Origin of the sequence: Streptomyces sp. NPDC058741, from assembly GCF_042746715.1 — a bacterium.
In the GTDB taxonomy this organism is placed as follows: domain Bacteria; phylum Actinomycetota; class Actinomycetes; order Streptomycetales; family Streptomycetaceae; genus Streptomyces.
The window spans coordinates 41998-55152 of record NZ_JBHYQH010000044.1; the positions used below are offsets into that span (position 1 = coordinate 41998).

The 13155-nt window shown below is 70.7% G+C and carries 11 protein-coding genes and 1 pseudogene; 7 read left to right on the forward strand and 5 right to left on the reverse strand.

The window, feature by feature from the left end; translation table 11 throughout:
* The first annotated feature begins 73 nt into the window (after positions 1 to 73).
* Positions 74 to 835 (forward strand): CDP-alcohol phosphatidyltransferase family protein, encoded by a 762-nt coding sequence (locus tag ACFW6P_RS27105; RefSeq protein ID WP_386358534.1) that lies wholly within the window; start codon positions 74 to 76, stop codon positions 833 to 835.
* 342 nt (positions 836 to 1177) lie between these two features.
* On the opposite strand, the gene ACFW6P_RS27110 is transcribed toward ACFW6P_RS27105, so the two are convergent.
* Complete coding sequence (locus ACFW6P_RS27110) at positions 1178 to 1558, reverse strand: winged helix-turn-helix transcriptional regulator (protein ID WP_386358536.1); 381 nt, start codon at positions 1556 to 1558, stop codon at positions 1178 to 1180.
* Between the two features lie 120 nt (positions 1559 to 1678).
* Between ACFW6P_RS27110 and ACFW6P_RS27115 the strand changes: the two genes are divergently transcribed.
* Complete coding sequence (locus ACFW6P_RS27115) at positions 1679 to 2080, forward strand: RidA family protein (RefSeq protein ID WP_386358538.1); 402 nt, start codon at positions 1679 to 1681, stop codon at positions 2078 to 2080.
* 112 nt (positions 2081 to 2192) lie between these two features.
* On the forward strand, positions 2193 to 3152 hold the full coding sequence (locus tag ACFW6P_RS27120) for an ATP-binding protein (protein WP_386358540.1): 960 nt from the start codon (positions 2193 to 2195) through the stop codon (positions 3150 to 3152).
* Positions 3153 to 3180: 28 nt separating this feature from the next.
* On the opposite strand, the gene ACFW6P_RS27125 is transcribed toward ACFW6P_RS27120, so the two are convergent.
* Complete coding sequence (locus tag ACFW6P_RS27125; RefSeq protein WP_386358542.1) at positions 3181 to 3723, reverse strand: hypothetical protein; 543 nt, start codon at positions 3721 to 3723, stop codon at positions 3181 to 3183.
* 586 nt (positions 3724 to 4309) lie between these two features.
* On the opposite strand from ACFW6P_RS27125, the gene ACFW6P_RS27130 reads away from it, so the two are divergent.
* Entirely contained in the window at positions 4310 to 5038 is a 729-nt protein-coding gene (locus ACFW6P_RS27130) for a hypothetical protein (protein WP_386358544.1), read from the forward strand.
* A gap of 918 nt (positions 5039 to 5956) precedes the next feature.
* Entirely contained in the window at positions 5957 to 6880 is a 924-nt protein-coding gene (locus ACFW6P_RS27135; protein ID WP_386358546.1) for a hypothetical protein, read from the forward strand.
* A gap of 431 nt (positions 6881 to 7311) precedes the next feature.
* Here ACFW6P_RS27135 and ACFW6P_RS27140 read toward each other — a convergent pair whose 3' ends face one another.
* Positions 7312 to 7533 (reverse strand): hypothetical protein, encoded by a 222-nt coding sequence (locus ACFW6P_RS27140; RefSeq protein ID WP_386358548.1) that lies wholly within the window; start codon positions 7531 to 7533, stop codon positions 7312 to 7314.
* A gap of 230 nt (positions 7534 to 7763) precedes the next feature.
* Between ACFW6P_RS27140 and ACFW6P_RS27145 the strand changes: the two genes are divergently transcribed.
* Positions 7764 to 9548 carry a coagulation factor 5/8 type domain-containing protein gene (locus tag ACFW6P_RS27145; RefSeq protein WP_386425098.1) on the forward strand — a complete coding sequence of 595 codons (1785 nt, stop codon included), beginning with the start codon at positions 7764 to 7766 and terminating at the stop codon, positions 9546 to 9548.
* Between the two features lie 55 nt (positions 9549 to 9603).
* Here the strand turns inward: ACFW6P_RS27145 and ACFW6P_RS27150 are convergent.
* Together ACFW6P_RS27150 and ACFW6P_RS27155 are read right to left on the reverse strand one after the other, a co-directional pair.
* A pseudogene (locus ACFW6P_RS27150) lies at positions 9604 to 10677 on the reverse strand (EF-Tu/IF-2/RF-3 family GTPase); the annotation flags it as partial.
* Between the two features lie 1214 nt (positions 10678 to 11891).
* Entirely contained in the window at positions 11892 to 12671 is a 780-nt protein-coding gene (locus ACFW6P_RS27155) for a hypothetical protein (RefSeq protein ID WP_386358552.1), read from the reverse strand.
* A gap of 51 nt (positions 12672 to 12722) precedes the next feature.
* Between ACFW6P_RS27155 and ACFW6P_RS27160 the strand changes: the two genes are divergently transcribed.
* On the forward strand, positions 12723 to 13155 hold a 433-nt coding region (locus ACFW6P_RS27160; RefSeq protein WP_386425101.1), incomplete at its 3' end, for an IS701 family transposase.

Below are 13155 nucleotides of genomic sequence, written 5' to 3' on the forward strand. Positions count from 1 at the left end.
TACCGAGGGGTGCACAGGCCGCGCACAAGGTAGCGGCGTTGATCGACTCTGTCACACGGCCGGAGGGTGTTCGGTGGCCCTGAACAACACTTACGACGCGAGGCTCGTACAGCAGGAGACCGCTGTGGGGGCGGGCGCACAGATCCTGCTGCTGGCCCTGATCGGCACGGCGATCGGGATGGGCCCGGTGGGCTGGCTGAGCGGCCTCGCGTTCGCGATCGCCACCTGGGCGGTGCTCTCCCGGGCCCTGCACCGCTCCGGGCTGCGCTCGTTCGGGCCGGCGAACCGGGTCACCCTCGGCCGGGCCGCCCTCGTCGGCGGCGTCACCGCGCTGGTCGCGGACTCCTTCCAGAGCTCGCCCCCCGTGTCGCTGTTCGTCGGCCTGACGGCGGTGGCACTGATCCTCGACGGCGTCGACGGCAAGGTCGCCCGCCGCACCGGCACCTCGACCCCGCTGGGCGCGCGCTTCGACATGGAGGTCGACGCGTTCCTGATCCTGGTGCTCAGTGTGTACGTGTCGACGCAACTGGGCCCGTGGGTGCTGCTGATCGGGGGCATGCGCTACGTCTTCGTCGCCGCGGCGAAGGTCTGGCCCTGGCTGACCGCAGCGCTGCCGCCGAGCACCGCACGCAAGACGGTGGCCGCGCTCCAGGGCGTGCTCCTGCTGCTGGCGGGCGCCGAACCGCTGCCGTACAAAGCCAACGTCGGCGTGGCGGCCCTGGCGCTGGGCCTGCTGGTGTGGTCCTTCGGCCGCGATGTGCTGTGGCTGTACCGGACCTCACGGGTGGTGAAGCCCCCGGCGCCCCGGCCGCTGCCGGAGCTGGTCGCGGGCTGACCCCCGGCCGACGGACGGCCGATGCCTGGCCGAGGTGAGGCGGATGTCTGCCCGAGGTACGACAGAAGCCTGACCGAGACACGGCAGATGCCTGGCCCTCCCCGCCCGGCGCGCCGGCTTCGGTCCGAGCCGGCGAGGGGCCGAAAAGCCACCGGTCAGGCACCGAACCGCCCGCGAACCAACCTCACCGGGCGCCGAACCGCCCGCGAACCACCTCGCCAGACACCGAACCGCCCACGAGCCGCCTCATCAGGCGCCGAACCGCCCACGAACCACCTCGCCAGACACCGAACCACCCACGAGCCGCCTCATCAGGCGCCGAACCGCCCACGAGCCGCCTCATCAGGCGCCGAACCGCCCGCGAGCCGCCTCGATATGGCCGAGGTACTGATGGGTCCAGCCGCAGATGGCGTCGACCGTGGCGCGCAGGGCCCGGCCCGGCTCGGTCAGCGTGTACTCGACCTTCGGCGGCACGGTGGGATGCACCGTCCGGTCGACCAGGCCGTTCCGCTCCAGCATCCGCAGGTTCTGCGTCAGCATCTTGTGGCTGACGCCCTCGACCTCGTCCCGCAGCTCGCTGAAGCGCAGGGTGCGTTCACCGAGGGCCTCGATGATCAGCAACGCCCACTTGTTGGCCACGTCGGAGAAGATCTCCCGCGCCAGGGAGTCCGCCCGCCGCAGGTCCGCGTTCTCGGGCAGGTCCGTCAACTGCTTGGTCACCATCTGGTTCCCCAGTCACCAAAAAGTGCGTTCTTCCAGGTCGACGCTCACTCTCCTATGGTTTCCGAGTAACCGCAAGAGAGCACGAAGCCGCGAGCCCGTGCTTGACGGAAGGACACCACCATGACCAGCCCGAACCTCTACGACCACGGCATCCCCGCCGAGACCTACTTCGGCTACACGCAGGCGATCAGGTCCGGCGACCTGATCCACGTCTCGGGACAGCTCTCGTTCGACGAGGCGGGTGACTTCCGGCCCGAGGACGGCATCGCCGCCCAGCTCGACGGGACCTACGGCAACATCGACAAGGTCCTGGCCCACTACGGCGCCACCCGCAACCAGATCGTCTCCCAGACGCTGTACATCGTGGACGTGAACCGCCACTCCGAAGCAGTGGCACGAGGAAACCGCGCGTACTTCGGCACGCACCGCCCGGTCACCACGGCACTCGGCGTCACCGAACTGACCTTCCCCGGACAGCTCGTGGAGATCAGCTGCGTGGTCGACATGGGGCTGCCCGCGTGACGCACGCTTCTCAGCGATATCGCATCCATACGGAGTACCGGATTTGACACCACAGGTGATCACTCCCTAAATCTGTCCACATGACATCCATTTTCAACAAGGTGGAGCGGGCGTGAGGGTCGCATTCGTCGGCAAGGGCGGCAGCGGCAAGACCACGCTGTCGGCGCTCTTCTCCCGCCACCTGGCGCGCTCGGGAGCCCCGGTACTCGCTGTCGACGGCGACATCAACCAGCACCTGGCCGAGGCGCTGGGCGGTCTGGAGGAGCCGGCTCCTCCCCTGGGCGCGCACTTGCCGGAGATCAAGAACTATCTCCGGGGCGACAACCCCCGCATCTCCTCCTCCGAGGCGATGATGAAGACGACCCCGCCGGGCCGCGGCTCCCGCCTCCTGCAGCCGCTGGGTGACGACGAGCTGCACGCCCGGCACGTCGGCCGGGCCGGTGGGGTCCCCCTCATGGTCACCGGCGAGTTCGACGAGTCCGACCTGGGCGTGGCCTGCTACCACTCCAAGCTCGGCGGGGTCGAGCTGTACCTCGGTCACCTGATCGACGGCCCCGGTGAGTACGTCGTGGTCGACATGACGGCGGGCGCGGACGCCTTCGCCTCCGGCCTGTTCACCCGCTTCGACGTGACGTTCCTGGTGGCGGAGCCCACGCGCAAAGGCGTCTCGGTCTACCGGCAGTACCGCGACCACGCGGAACAGTTCGGCATCCGCATCGCGGTCGTCGGCAACAAGGTGACCTGCGAGGACGACCTGCTCTTCCTCAAGGAGCAGGTGGGTGACGACCTGCTGACGCACCTGGTGCAGTCCCCCTGGGTCCGGGCGGCGGAACAGGGCCGCACGGAGGGCGGCTTGGACGCCTTGGACTCCTTGGAACCGCACAACCTCCACGCACTGCGCGTCCTGCGCGAGACACTGGACGCACACGTCCGCGACTGGGACCGGCTCCACCGCCACGCGGTCGAGTTCCACCTGCGCAACGCCCGGGCGTGGGGAGACGCGCGAACCGGGGAGGACCTGGCTGCTCAGGTGGATCCGGAGTACGTCCCGGGGCCGGCCACTCAGGCCTGACCTCTGCCCTGCCGACACACCCCACCGGCTACTCGATCCCTGTCGCGTCGAGTAGCCGGACCAGGTCCTTGCGCCCGTACCCGAGCAGCCGGGCACGACCAGCGGCCATCAGCAGGAGGTGCGCGACGATCTCCGCCGCGTACCCGTCCTTGCTCTCGGCGTCGAACCATTCCTGGGGCTTCTCGACACCCAGACCGCTCATCACCAGGCCGTGCTCCCGGCGGATCTCAGCGACGGTACCGGCGACCGCGTCCAACAGCGTCCTGCCCGGCCGCACGCACTCCAGGGCGAAGGACCCCCCGTCGACGGGTACGCACCCGTCGGGCGGACGCTCCCGCAGCCCGGCGTACCTCTCGTCGTCGAACCCGGAGGCCCGGAACTCGTCGTGCACCAGCGAGAACCGGTGGAGGCCGGGCGGCACCGGAGGTGGTGGAGGCGTGTACTCCCACCCTGCGTCCTCGTACAACTGCCGCTTCACCTCTTCCTCTTCGGCATGCGTCACGGAGAAGCCGTTGGCCTCGTTGCGCCCGGTCGTCGTGCCGTCGGGGTTGCGGTGGAAAGTCAGTGACATGGCGTGCTCCCATCACTCCGTTGCTGTACTGGGGACGAAGAAGTCCCGTCACCCGCTCGAACGGCCCGCGGCCCGGGCAGGTGCCCGGCCCGCGAAGCACCATCCGATAGCGTGAAACACGGCGCCTCGGGAACTGCCCGGCCCAGCCGGACAAGCGGTGGTTGCACTCCCCGAGGAGGATTCCGGACCCCGAAGAGATCCGCGCACAGCGGCGAGGTCCGTCAGGAACACGCTCGCGATTCCCCTCAGGTCACGGACCATCGGGATCGTTCCCGCGCCGCCGTGGCGTCCCGACACGACCGCCAACCGTCGGAGCGCCGACGGCGCGCGGCCGGAGCTCAGCGTCTGGCAGCACCTCATCGTCGCCGGGCTGGCTCCGAAGGCGTAGTGGCCACGGCGGGCAGCGATCCGTGGGGTGCTGGACCCGGGCGGGGGCCAGCGGGGGCGGGACGCGGGAGTTGGACTCTCGACGGCGCCACAACAGCTAACATCGCCTGCGTCTCGGCGGGGGGAGGGCATGGTGACAGGGGCATCCGATGACCATTCCGCTGCCAAGGTGTGGGCACTGATCGGCGGAATCGCATCCGTGCTGTCTATCCTGGGCTGGCTGGGCTTGAACAACGTGGGTGAACTCAAGGACTTGCTGGCCGACTCGCCCCCCTCCAGTTCCAGCCCGGCGCCGTACACGTCTTCGCCGACCGTCCGCATCCCCGATGACTCCGACACCGGTGAGGGGAGCGCTGACACCGGTGAGCGGAGCGCTGACGAGCCCGACCCCGAGCCGTCGACACCCGCTCCCGATCCCACCGAAGAGGCGTTCGAGGCCATCTCGGTCGGCGACTGCCTGGCGGTCTACGACACGGGCCGCGGGGGCACCACCAGCGTCGACTGGAGCGTCGGTGCTCCGCCGGACCCCGTGTCCTGCGCCGACGAGCAGGCGCAGGTCAAGGTGACCGCCATCAACACGGTCTGCCCCACCAGCTATGGGAAGTCGTACTGGAGCTACCGGTCCGCCACCACCGGCGACACCACGAAGCTCTGCCTCACCCGCGTCTACCACGTCAACTACTGCATGCTCGGCCGGCAGTCCGGCGACTCGATCTCCCTCGCCCTGATGACGGCCGTGGCCTGCCGACGCGAGCCGGTACCCGTCCCCTACAACCAGATCATGCACATCACAGGCGTCTACCGCGCCCCGGCGGGCGCCGACGCGAACAACTGCCGCCGGGCGGCAGGCGACCAGACGCGCTACTGGGCCGCCCTGGTGGACGACGGCGCCACGCTGCTGTGCACCACGATCTACCAAGGCAGCTGACCGACAGTTCAGTTCCCCCGCAGCCGCTCAAGTGCGCCCGCGAGACGATCAGTTCGGAACCGATTCCGTCGTCATGTCCGCCGCCGAGCCCGCCCGGGTTCACCGAAACGGACGGCGTTGTCACCCGAAAGCCCTCACCCTGGGCTGTTTCATCCCCCTGCACCTCTGTGCCGCATACCGTGGGCTCGCCGCCCGAACACCTCTCGGCAGAACGGGAAGCGGCGGTGACACGCGGGTCACGGGAGACGGAGGGTGAACGGGATGACACAGGCCGCCGCAGGGAGCGAACCGGACGAGCGGGTGCCGGGGCGCCGGTGGACCGTGCGTCTGGACCCCGTCGGCCGAGGCAGCGCGGAGGTGCGCGTCTCGTGCAGCCGACCCGCCTGTGCCGAGCGGCGTCTGCCCTCCGCGGCGGCAGGCCGTACGGCCGCGGTCGCCCACGTGAAGGCGCACCTGCGCGCCACCCCCGCCCCCAGGGCCGACACCTACTGCGTCTGCCGGGCCGACGGCTGCCGCGCCCACCTCCCCGACACCGGCAGGCATGCGCGTACCGAACAACCCTGGCGGTGCGGCGGACCGATCGTCCTCGCCGTGATCACCGACCGGGCAGGACGCTGGTGGCAGGCCCTGGAGTGTTGTTCACGGTGTGCGGCCGCCACTCCGGGGGCCCGGACCGCGGCCACTTCCCGTCCGTCCGCACCCCGGACCGCCGGCCCCCCGATGCCCGCGGTGGCGGGCACCGGCGCGGGCACGCCTCAGTTCTCCGACCAACAGGTCACCCCCCGGACGGGATGTCCGGCGCCCCTCCCCGTACCCGCGCCCCTCCCCGTACCCGCACCCCGCCCCGTACCCGCGCGGCGCCGCCGCCCGCCGGAGGCGCGGATCGGCCGGCGTGTCATCCCGCGGGACCTGCGGCCCGTGTCCCTGCGGGACGAACTCACCGAGCTCGGTGGCCTCTTCCGCGCCTACCAGAAACGCCCCGAGCCCGACCTGGCGCTGCTGGCCGATCTCCAGGAACGCAAGGCCCGCGCCTTCCTCACCTGGTCCGACGTCAGTTGCGACGTGACCCTGCGGCTGGAGGCCCAGCGCGCCGAGCAGGCCGCCGCCGTCATCCGACGCCAGCACCAGCACCGCACCGGCTGCTTCCCCGACGGCGACGAACCGGGCCTGGCGCGCCTGCTGACCGTGCCGGCGCAGTGGGAGTGCGTGCGCTCCGTCCTCGCGCACGTGGCCGGCCACACGCCGCTGCCCGGAGCGGAGGCACGGCTGCTGGTGCTGATGCTGACCCTGCGCACCGCGCGCACCGGCACCGGCAACCTCGTCGGCCAGGACGTCAACGCGCTGGGCCTGACCGACCCGGAGGAGCTGGTCGAGCAGCTGACCGGCTGCGGCTGGCTGTCCCTCCCCGGCACCGTCGGCGACCTGCTCGCCTCCCGGCCGGAGAACCCCACCCCGGTCACCGTCCCCTCCGTGGTGCCCGACGAGGACGGGACGAGCCCGTTCACGTTCGGCAGGAAGACACGGCCCAAGCTCTCCGGCTGGGCCCAGAGAGTGGTCTCGGACAAGAAGCTCCGCAAGGCCAAGGCACCCGCCGGCGCCCGGCTGCTCGCCGTGACGCTGGCCACGTGGACGGACGGCGTGGGGCGCCTCGGACCGGGCGGCCGGGGCGTCGCCCTGAACGCCCTCGCCACCCGGGTCCCGGTCGGCTCCGGCGAACTGCGGGACCTGATCGACCGGCTGACCGCAGCGGACTGGCTCACCGACGCCGCCCTCACCGACACCCACCTCACCGGCCGGCTGACCGAACGCGTCCTCCCCCTCACCTGCCCCCTGCCGGACTGAGCTCCCTCCCGCCTCGTCCGCTACCGCACGCGTGGGCGGGGCGCCGTCACCCCGCCCACGGGTTCACCACCACGACATGTCGGTCTTCGGGCGTTCTCCCCGCCGGCGATCTCGGAGAATGCAGCGTCGACGGTGGTGCGTCGCTCGGAGCAGCGGGCGAGGAGGCTGCTGCGGCAGTCACTGCTTCGCGGCGGGCCAGCCGCCCACCGTGCCCGTCGTCAGTCGACCTCCCGGACGCGTGCAGCGGTCCGTTCGGCGAGCTCGCGGACGCCCTTGACGGCGTCGTCCGAGAGCTCGCCGAGTACGGCGTCGGCGGCGGTGAGGAGGGCACGGGCCTCCTCGGGGTGGCCCGCGTCGGCCAGGGCGAGGGTGATCCGGTGGTGCTCCTCGGCGATGAAACGGCCGAGGTTGACCCGCTGCCAGTAGCGCAGTCAGTCGTCGCCCGGCGTCGCCAGGGCCTCCCGCACGGCGGCCAGGCTGTTCACCGCCTGCGGCAGCCGGCCCGCCTCCCGTTCCAGGCGGGCGAGGGTGTGCCGCGCCGAGGCCCGGTCCCATGCCGTCTCCTGAAGGGCGGCGTACGGGCGCTGGGCGCGCAGCGCCCGGGGAAGGTCGCCGAGCTCCTCGAAGTCCTGGGCGAGCGCGCTCAGCGGCACCGCGGCCCCCGACCGCGCTCACCCGAGCTCGCCGGAAGAGAGTCATCATGACTTGATTCAGGACGTGAGTTAATCGCCCGACGGCGGCACCGTCAAGGGGTTCGGACGTACTCTCCCCACCCTCGCCGCTGCCCCTTGACGCATCCGTTCCAGGGGATGAACCATTCAGCGGCGAGAGAGCGCTCCCACAACCCCACTCCGTTCACTTCCTGAACCAGGAGAGCCGCCCCATGCCTGCTGACTCCCCGTCCCACCTGCCCGCCCCCTGCCGCCGTGCCGTCCTCGGTGCCGCCGCGGCCGCCTCCGCGCTCGCGGCGCTGCCCGGCACGGCCACGGCCGCACCGGCCCGGCGCAGGAAGCCGCGCGCCCTGCCGGGCGGGGGCGACCTCGGCCCGAACGTACTGGTCTTCGACCCGTCGACGCCGGACGTCCAGGCCAGGCTGGACGAGGTCTTCCGCCGGCAGGAGTCGGCCCAGTTCGGCACCGGCCGCTACCAACTCCTCTTCAAGCCCGGCGCCTACCACGGCCTCAACGCGCAGATCGGCTTCTACACCTCCATCTCGGGCCTCGGCCTCTCCCCCGACGACACCACCATCCACGGCGACATCACGGTCGACGCGGGCTGGTTCGGCGGCAACGCCACGCAGAACTTCTGGCGTTCGGCGGAGAACCTCGCCGTGGTCCCCGTCAGCGGCACCAACCGCTGGGCGGTGTCCCAGGCGGCCCCGTTCCGCCGCATGCACGTGCGCGGCAACCTCAACCTCGCCCCGAGCGGCTACGGCTGGTCCAGCGGCGGTTACATCGCCGACAGCCGCATCGACGGCCAGGTGCAGCCGTACTCGCAGCAGCAGTGGTACACCCGTGACAGCGCGATCGGCGGCTGGCTCAACGGCGTGTGGAACATGGTGTTCTCCGGTGTCGAGGGCGCCCCCGCGCAGGGCTTCCCGAACCCTCCCTACACCACGCTGGACACGACACCCGTCTCCCGTGAGAAGCCGTTCCTGTACCTCAGCGGTGACGAGTACCGGATCTTCCTGCCGGCAAAGCGCACCGACGCCCGCGGGGTCACCTGGGGCAACGGCACCCCGCGCGGCACCTCGCTGCCCCTGTCGCGGTTCTACGTGGCCAAGCCCGGCGTGTCCGCCGCCACGTTGAACCAGGCCCTCGACCAGGGGCTCCACCTGCTGCTGACGCCGGGGATCTACCACCTCGACCGTCCGGTCCGGATCGAGCGGCCCAACACGGTGGTGCTCGGCCTGGGTTACGCGACGTTGATCCCCGACAACGGCGTCACCGCGCTGCGCGTCGCCGACGTCGGCGGGGTACGTCTGGCCGGTTTCCTCGTCGACGCCGGGCCGGTCAACTCCCCGACGCTGCTGGAGATCGGCCCGCGCGGAGCCTCGCGGGACCACTCGGCCAACCCGACCACGGTCCAGGACGTGTTCGTCCGCATCGGCGGGGCGGGCCCCGGCAAGGCCACCACCAGCATGGTCGTCAACAGCCGCCACACCGTCGTCGACCACACCTGGGTCTGGCGCGCCGACCACGGCGACGGCGTCGGCTGGGAGACCAACCGCGCGGACTACGGCGTCGTCGTCAACGGTCACGACGTGCTAGCGACCGGGCTGTTCGTGGAGCACTTCAACAAGTACGACGTGCAATGGTTCGGCGAGCGCGGCCGCACGATCTTCTTCCAGAACGAGAAGGCGTACGACGCGCCGAACCAGGCCGCGATCCAGAACGGTCTGGTCAAGGGCTATGCGGCCTACCGGGTCGGGGAGAACGTGACCAGACACGAGGGCTGGGGCCTGGGGAGCTACTGCTACTACAACGTGGATCCGAGCATCGTCCAGCACCACGGCTTCGACGCGCCGAACCGGCCCGGGGTGCGCTTCCACGACCTGCTCGTGGTGTCGCTGGGCGGCAACGGGCAGTACGAGTGCGTCATCAACGACACCGGGTCGCCGACCTCCGGGACATCGACCGTGCCGTCGACGATCGTGTCCTACCCGTAGGAACGGACCGGCCCCTTCCCCTCGTGCGTACGGGGGGAAGGGGCCGGACGCGGTCCTAGCGCACCGAGGTCGCCGCGGGCGCCGGCGCGTAGCCGGTGGGCCGGGCCGTGAAGGTGCCGCGGCCCTGGGTGCGACTGCGCAACCGGGTCGCGTAGCCGAACAGTTCGGCCAGCGGCACGGTGGCGGTGACGACCGCCGCGCCCGCCCGGGTGTCCGAGCCGGTCACCCGGCCGCGCCGGGCGGCGAGGTCGCCGAGCACGCCGCCCACCGCGTCCTCGGGCACGGTGACCGTGACCTCGACGACCGGCTCCAGCAGGACCATCGCGCAGGCGCGCAGGGCCTCGCGCAGACCGAGCCGGCCGGCGGTGCGGAACGCCGTGTCCGGGGAGTCCTTCACATGGGTCGCCCCGTCGGTGAGCGTGACGCGCAGCCGGGTCACCGGGTGCCCGCCGAGGGGCCCTTCGGCGAGAGCGTCCCGGCAGCCCGCCTCGACCGCCCGGACGTACTCCTGCGGCACCCGCCCGCCGACGACCGCCGAGCGGAAGGCGAACCCGCCCTCCTCGTACGGTTCGACGTCGAGCACGACGTGCGCGAACTGCCCGGCGCCGTCGTCCTGTTTGACGTGCCGGTACACCAGGCCGGACACGCCCCGGCCGACGGTCTCCCGGTGACTGACCCGGGGGCGGCCGACGTTGACGTCCAGCCCGAGGTCGCGCCGGAGCTTCTCCACCGCCACCTCCAGGTGCAGTTCGCCCATGCCGGACAGCACGGTCTGGCCCGTCTCCGGGTCCGTCCGCACGGCCAGCGAGGGATCCTCCTCGGTCAGCCGTGCCAGACCCGAGGCCAGACGGTCGGTGTCGCCGGCCCGGCGGGACTCCACCGCGACCGACACCACCGGCTCGGGCACACCGGGCGGTTCCAGCAGCAGCGGGGCGCCCGGAGCGCACAGCGTCGAGCCCGCCCGGGTCGACTTCGGCCCGACGACGGCGACGATGTCACCGGCGACGGCACGGTCCAGCGGGGCGTGCCGGTCGGCCTGGACACGCAGGATGCGCCCGATCCGCTCGGTGCGCCGCGCGGTCGCGTCCCACAGGGTGTGTCCCTTCTGGACGGTCCCGGAGTAGATCCGCATTGATGCGCGTGCCAGGGGGTGCCTGGAGACGATGCGGGTGCCGGGGCGTGCCCGGGGGCGTGATGCGCGTGCTCGGACGGGTGTGAGGGTCCGTCGCGGCGGTGGGAAAACCAGGGGTATCTCGGCCGAGGGCGGGGCCGGCGCGGGCCGTGGTGCCGGGGCGTCAAGGGGAGGGCAGGATCCCCGCGCTCCGCGGGCAACACACAGCTCGGGCGGGTCGAGAGGTTCCTCGACCCGCCCGAGCTGATCTGTATCTGTCTGTGGGACGTTCACGAGATCCTTTGATCAGGCGCAACGGGAGTTAATGATCAATAGTTTCCCGCAGCACGCGAGATCACTCCCCGAGAAAATGCGCGTGCATTCCATGCGCCATGAACCGTTCCCACCGCGTCATGGGCCACCCACCCGTTCAAGCACCGGAGGCGGATCACCCAAACCGGCAGTGGATCAGGCATGCCTGAGACTGCCCTCTCCCTCAAGCCGTCCGCCTGCCGCGCCCGGGTGCTGGGCGAGATCACCATGGATAGGTCGACCGGGATTGCGGCCCAGATCGTCGACACGCAGTGGTGCTACCAGGCAAATCATCGTGATCACTGCCAGCAGACGATACACGCACCTCCGCCTCCGGCCGTGCCGACCCCGCTCGCCATGCATGCCGGCTCCCGACGGCAGCGCCGCCCCCTCGCCCTCAGCACTGGAGTCCCACCGTGCCGACCATCGCCACCGACGGGGACCTGTACGTCTCCTCGCTTTACGTCGCCAGCTGCACCGTCATCGGCGAACCTGCCCTTGCACCCCTCGACCACGGCTTTGCCCTCCACGACAACGAGCTACAGGCTGAGACCGCACGCACCGTGAGGGCCGACTGGCCATGGGTCAGGCATCGACTCGCGGCCGCTTGCGCAGTGAGACACCACGGCCCCACGAGGGGACCTAATCGGGAGGCAAGTCGAGGATCTCCGCAGCGTCCCATGCTTCGGCGACCTGTCCGCCAGACTCGATCCCCGTACTCCTCCACTTGGCGCTTCCTCTCCGCGTCACCGATTCGCTGCAGCACGTAGTGCGGATACGCCTTCAACCCCGCCTCCTTGTTGCGCGTGCGAATTGATGGAGCGCCTCTATTTGGAGGCAGGAGACGGCGAGAACGCCGGTGCCTGGTGCCCGCCCTCGCGTTGCTGGCCAAGGCCATCGGTTCGGCCCATGCGATCGCTTCAGGGATCTGGCCCACGGCCTCCGCCCGCCAGGTCCGAGATCCAGCCCCAACTGTTCTCCTCACCCAGCTCTGCCGCCCGTTGATACCAGACCAACACCTCGGACGGGTCCTGGCCCCTTTCGCGTGACAGCTGTGCGATCGCGACCGTGGTGTCCCGATCTCTGACCGGTCGCGCCATCAGCCAGCCGAGTACCTCTGCCTCCACTCCGGCCTGCTCACTCTTCCGCTTGATGGCCCTCTCGTCACGTGAGCGCTTCATCGAGCGGCCCTCGGTGCAGGACGCGGCGCGGTGGAAGGTCCGGTACCCGGGAGAGCGGTACCGCTTCGCCGCCATGACCACGTCGGCGGCGGGGTCAAGCGGGTCGGCGCGCTCGACGAGGTGGACGTCGGCCTCCTTGCCGGTCTTCAGGACGCCGAGCTCCGTGTCGATCGCGCTCTGCGAGGTCGCCACCCAGTCCGGTAGCGGCTCGGGGCCTCGGCAGAGGGGTTCGACGCTGAGCCAGGTCGACCAACACTGGCCGTCCTCGAGGTCGTCGTAGGAATGGAAGTCGAAGACGAATCGGTCGTCGACGTCGCCCAGGTCGTCCGGCGGCGAGACGCAGCAGTAGGGGTCGGTGATGAAGCCGTCAGGGAATGCGGGGTGCTGAGGGTACTGCGAGAGATCGTCGCGAGAAATCGCACTCCGGGAAGACCGCCTTGATGCGGCGTTTGCGCAGGTGGGCGCGGTTAGTACTGCAACGACACTCCGTGACGTGGAGTGTTGCGCGTCGTTGGTCACTTTGTGACGGGAGAGATAGCTGACGAGTGGTCAGTTCTGTTCGACGACTTCGTGGCGCGGTTCGCAGGCCGGTTCGGGCGGGTGGAGCCGAGGCGGCGGATGGTGTCCTATCTGCGCGGACTGCTGGGCGAGGCGGAACGCAAGAACGGCTGGACCCTGGCGGAGGCCGCCGGTGATGCAGGCCCCCAGGGCATGCAGCGGCTGCTGAACCACTACCTGTGGGACGCGGACGCTGTGCGTGACGACGTCCGCGACGCGGTGGTGGAACACATCGGAGATCCCGTGGCGGGAGTTCTCATTCTTGACGAGACGGGATTCCTCAAGAAGGGAGTGCGGTCAGCGGGTGTCGCGCGCCAGTACTCCGGGACGGCCGGCCGGATCGAGAACTCCCAGGTAGCGGTCTTTCTGGCCTACGGGTCCGTAAAGGGCCGGGCGTTGATCGACCGGGAGTTGTATCTGCCGAAGGACTGGACGTCGGACCGCG

What these genes read in the sequence shown, in the direction of transcription:
- ACFW6P_RS27110 (WP_386358536.1), bottom strand. Translation starts at nt 1,558, where the DNA reads ATGGTGACCAAGCAGTTGACGGACCTGCCCGAGAACGCGGACCTGCGG.
- ACFW6P_RS27145 (WP_386425098.1), top strand. Translation starts at nt 7,764, where the DNA reads ATGCCTGCTGACTCCCCGTCCCACCTGCCCGCCCCCTGCCGCCGTGCC.
- ACFW6P_RS27115 (WP_386358538.1), top strand. Translation starts at nt 1,679, where the DNA reads ATGACCAGCCCGAACCTCTACGACCACGGCATCCCCGCCGAGACCTAC.
- ACFW6P_RS27125 (WP_386358542.1), bottom strand. Translation starts at nt 3,723, where the DNA reads ATGTCACTGACTTTCCACCGCAACCCCGACGGCACGACGACCGGGCGC.